Genomic DNA, 3,602 nt, shown 5'->3' on the forward strand with positions numbered 1-3,602 from the left:
GGCCCGACGACGACGGCCGTCGACTGCTCGAGCAGCCCGGAAAGCTCGTCACCACTCGCAACGCCATGGACGATCAGCTCGGGGCGCCCGATGTTCAGCGTGGCGGAGTGATCGGGATGAGTCGCGACGATCACCTTCCCCGCGCCGAGACGCAGGGCCGCCTCGGACGCCAGCCGTGCGGCGCCCGGCATGCCGAGGTTGCCGGCGACCACCAGTACCGTGCCATAGCTGCCCTTGTGGCCACCGGGCCGACGCGGCGCGAGCGACCAGTTGCCGTGCAACAGGCGGGCGGAGCCGGGGGCCGCCTCGGTCATGGGGTAACCGAGGTCCGCAAGGACCCGCTCGCCGCAATATGTCACCCCGGCTCCGGTCACCTGTCCCCGCTTGATGCCAAGAAAGGTGACGGTGAGATCAGCCGACAGGGTCAGTGGATCGACCGTACCGGTATTGCAGTCGAGGCCCGACGGGGCATCGACCGCCAGCACGGCGGCGGGGGAATGGGCCAGGCACTCGCCCACCCGCCTCATGAAGTCGGCGGCCGCCCCTTCGATTCTCCGTGACAGACCGATGCCGAACAGGGAGTCGACCACTACGTCCGCGGACGCCAGCGAGTCCCGGACGTCGTCGGGCTCGACCATCACGTCGATGTCGGCGTCGCGCTCGCGCAGGGCCTGCCAGGCACGCGCCGCCCCCTGGGTGAACTCGGGTCGCTTCCAGCCGAGCAGGTCGACGGACAGGCCTGCCTCGCGGGCCAGACGAGCGACCACCAGGCCATCACCGCCGTTCTGTCCCGGACCGACCAGTACGGCGACCCGGCGCGCCGCCGGCCAGCGCTCGCGCATTTCATCGAAGGCGGCCGTGCCGGCCTGCACCATCAGACCGTAGGCGTCGACTCCCTCGGCGAACAGGGCCTGCTCGTGGGCGACCACGGCCTCGACCGTGTGCGCCCACTGCAGGGCCGGGGACGGCTCGCGGCAGCGGACGGTCGGCGGGATGCGGCGGTCGGCGGCCATCTCGAGCTAGCCGAGGATGTCGGGACGCGGCAGGAAGCCCAGCGCGTCGAAGGCCCGCTGGAGTGTCGGGCGGGCGCGGGCGGCCGCGCGCTCGGCGCCCTTGGCCAGGATGGCGTCCAGCCCCGCCTCGTCGGCACGGATCTCGCGGTAGCGGGCCGTGATCGGTTCGAGGTGGGCGATCACCGCCTCGCCGGTCTCGACCTTGAGCTTGCCGTAACCCTCGCCGGCCAGGCGGTTCTCGATCGACTCGATCGACTCGTCACCGAAGATCGACAACAGGGTCATCAGATTGGACACGCCCGGCTTGTTCTCCGGGTCGAAGCGGATCTCCATGTCCGAGTCGGTGACCGCCTTCTTGAACTTCTTGAGGATCTTCTTCGGCTCGTCGAGCAGCGCGACGTAGCTGGCCTCGCTGGGATCGGACTTCGACATCTTCGCGGTCGGGTCCTGCAGCGACATCACGCGGGCACCCGCCTTGGGGATGAACGGCTCGGGCACGGTGAAGATGTCGCCGTAGAGCTTGTTGAAGCGCATGGCCAGATCGCGGGTGAGTTCCAGGTGCTGCTTCTGATCGGCGCCGACCGGCACGTGGGTGGCCTGGTAGAGCAGGATGTCGGCGGCCATCAGCACGGGATAGTCGAACAGCCCGGCGTTGATGTTGGCCTGGTGCCGCTGCGACTTGTCCTTGAACTGGGTCATGCGCTCGAGCTCACCCATGTAGGTATAGCAGTTGAGCACCCAGCCCAGCTCGGCATGCGCGGGGACGTGTGACTGGACGAACAGCGTGCTCTTGTCCGGATCGAGCCCGCAGGCCAGGTACAGGGCGAGAAAGTCGTAGCAGCGCGAGCGGAACTCGGCCGGGTCCTGACGCACGGTGATCGCATGCAGGTCGACCAGCATGAACAGCGCGTCGTGCGTGTCCTGCATGTTCACCCAGTTGCGGATCGCGCCGACGTAGTGGCTGATGAGCAACTGGCCGGAGGGCTGGATGCCGGAAAGGACCACCGGCGGCTTGTCTTGACTTGGCATAGGCTTGTCGTTGGCTGTCATGCGTTGGGTTGCGGGTCGATCCATGCTCACACGGCCGGGCCGTGCGGGGCGGCCATCATAGCAAAGGCTGCCATCGCGGCCCGTACGCGGGCTCGACCCGGGAGGGAGACGAACGATGAAAGCGATCCTCTTCGACATGGACGGCGTGCTCTACGAGGGCGAGCGCCCGATCCCGGGAGCGGCAGAGGCTCTCGGCTGGTGCCGGGAGCATGCCATCCCGTTCCGGTTCCTGACCAACACCACCTCACGCCCGCGCGAGGCACTGATGGCGAAGCTTGCCAAGATGGGCATCGCCGCCAGCATCGACGAGATCGTGACGCCGCCGGTCGCCGCGAGTGACTGGCTGCATCGCCACGCCGACGGGCCGGTGGCGACATTCGTCCCCGAGCGGACCCGGGCGGAGTTCGCCGACCTGCCACTCGCCCCACCCGATGCCGAACAGGCCGCGGCAGTGGTCATCGGCGACCTCGGCGAGTCCTGGGACTTCCACACACTCAACCGCGCCTTCCGCCTGCTCTTCGATCACCCCGGCACCCCGCTGGTGGCTCTCGGCCTGACCCGCTACTGGCAGGCCGAGGACGGCCCACGCCTGGATGCCGGTCCCTTCGTTCGGGCGCTTGAATATGCCCTGGGGATCGAGGCCGTGGTCCTGGGCAAGCCCGGCCGCGGGTTCTTCGAAGCGGCGCTGGCATCGCTCGGGGTCGCGCCGTCGGAGGCGGTGATGATCGGGGATGACATCCGTGGCGATGTCGATGCCGCCATGCAGGCCGGGCTGGCCGCCATCCAGGTGCGCACCGGCAAGTTCCGTGCAGACGATCTCGATCTGGGCATCCGTCCGACCGCCGTGATCGACAGCATCGCCGAATTGCCGGACTGGTGGCAGGACGCGACGCGGGTAGAGAGCTAGCTCCCTTCGATGCCCACCTGCCGCCTCACCTCCTCGATGCAGGGTGACGGATCGGGGCAATGCACCGCCTCGAGCCCCATCGCGCGTGCTCGCTCCACATGACCGGCGCTGTCGTCGACGAACAGCGATTCCTCCGGGGCGAATCCCAGTTCCGAAAGGACGTCCCGGAACAGGGTCGGATCGCGCTTGCCCTTGCCGAGGTAGTAGCTGTTGAACACGCGATCGAAGTGGCGATAGATCCCGTCGCGCCGGTCCAGCTCATCCAGCCAGTGGGTCTGGTCGGAAAGAATGGCGACCGTCAGGCCTCGCTGGCGGAGCTCGTCGACCAGCGCCAGCATGGAGGGACGCAACTCAAACCCCTGCAGCACCCGGTCACGGAAGGTGGAGAAGTCTTCCGGGAGCGAGGCCTTCGCCTGCAACACGGCCCAAAAGTCGTCCTCGTCGCCTCGCCCGAGGACGAAACCCGACTCGTAGACGGCATCCATCGCCTGGCCGAGCAGGGTATCGGCATCCAGCCCATGCCTCCGGGCGGCCTCCACCAGCGCGCGGCGGAACCCCTCCTCGGCAATGACGCCACCGAAGTCGAACAACACACAACGGATCACCGCTCTCATCCTCCGCTCAAGAAACAC

General features: G+C 68.0%; 4 protein-coding genes. 1 reads left to right on the forward strand and 3 read right to left on the reverse strand.

The window, feature by feature from the left end; translation table 11 throughout:
• A partial coding sequence (locus tag ACESL5_RS09565; RefSeq protein ID WP_372592553.1) for an NAD(P)H-hydrate epimerase occupies positions 1-1,013 on the reverse strand: 1,013 nt, incomplete at its 3' end.
• Positions 1,014-1,019: 6 nt separating this feature from the next.
• Positions 1,020-2,042, reverse strand: a complete 1,023-nt coding sequence (gene trpS, locus ACESL5_RS09570) for a tryptophan--tRNA ligase (RefSeq protein ID WP_372592554.1) — start codon at positions 2,040-2,042, stop codon at positions 1,020-1,022.
• A 136-nt stretch (positions 2,043-2,178) separates the two neighbouring features.
• On the opposite strand from trpS, the gene ACESL5_RS09575 reads away from it, so the two are divergent.
• Positions 2,179-2,970 carry a TIGR01458 family HAD-type hydrolase gene (locus ACESL5_RS09575; protein ID WP_372592555.1) on the forward strand — a complete coding sequence of 264 codons (792 nt, stop codon included), beginning with the start codon at positions 2,179-2,181 and terminating at the stop codon, positions 2,968-2,970.
• Here the strand turns inward: ACESL5_RS09575 and ACESL5_RS09580 are convergent.
• Positions 2,967-3,602 (reverse strand): HAD family hydrolase (locus tag ACESL5_RS09580; RefSeq protein WP_372592556.1); only part of this gene is annotated, 636 nt, incomplete at its 5' end. The two genes, ACESL5_RS09575 and ACESL5_RS09580, sit on opposite strands and share 4 nt — an antisense overlap.

Source organism: Guyparkeria sp. (assembly GCF_041687595.1).
In the GTDB taxonomy this organism is placed as follows: domain Bacteria; phylum Pseudomonadota; class Gammaproteobacteria; order Halothiobacillales; family Halothiobacillaceae; genus Guyparkeria.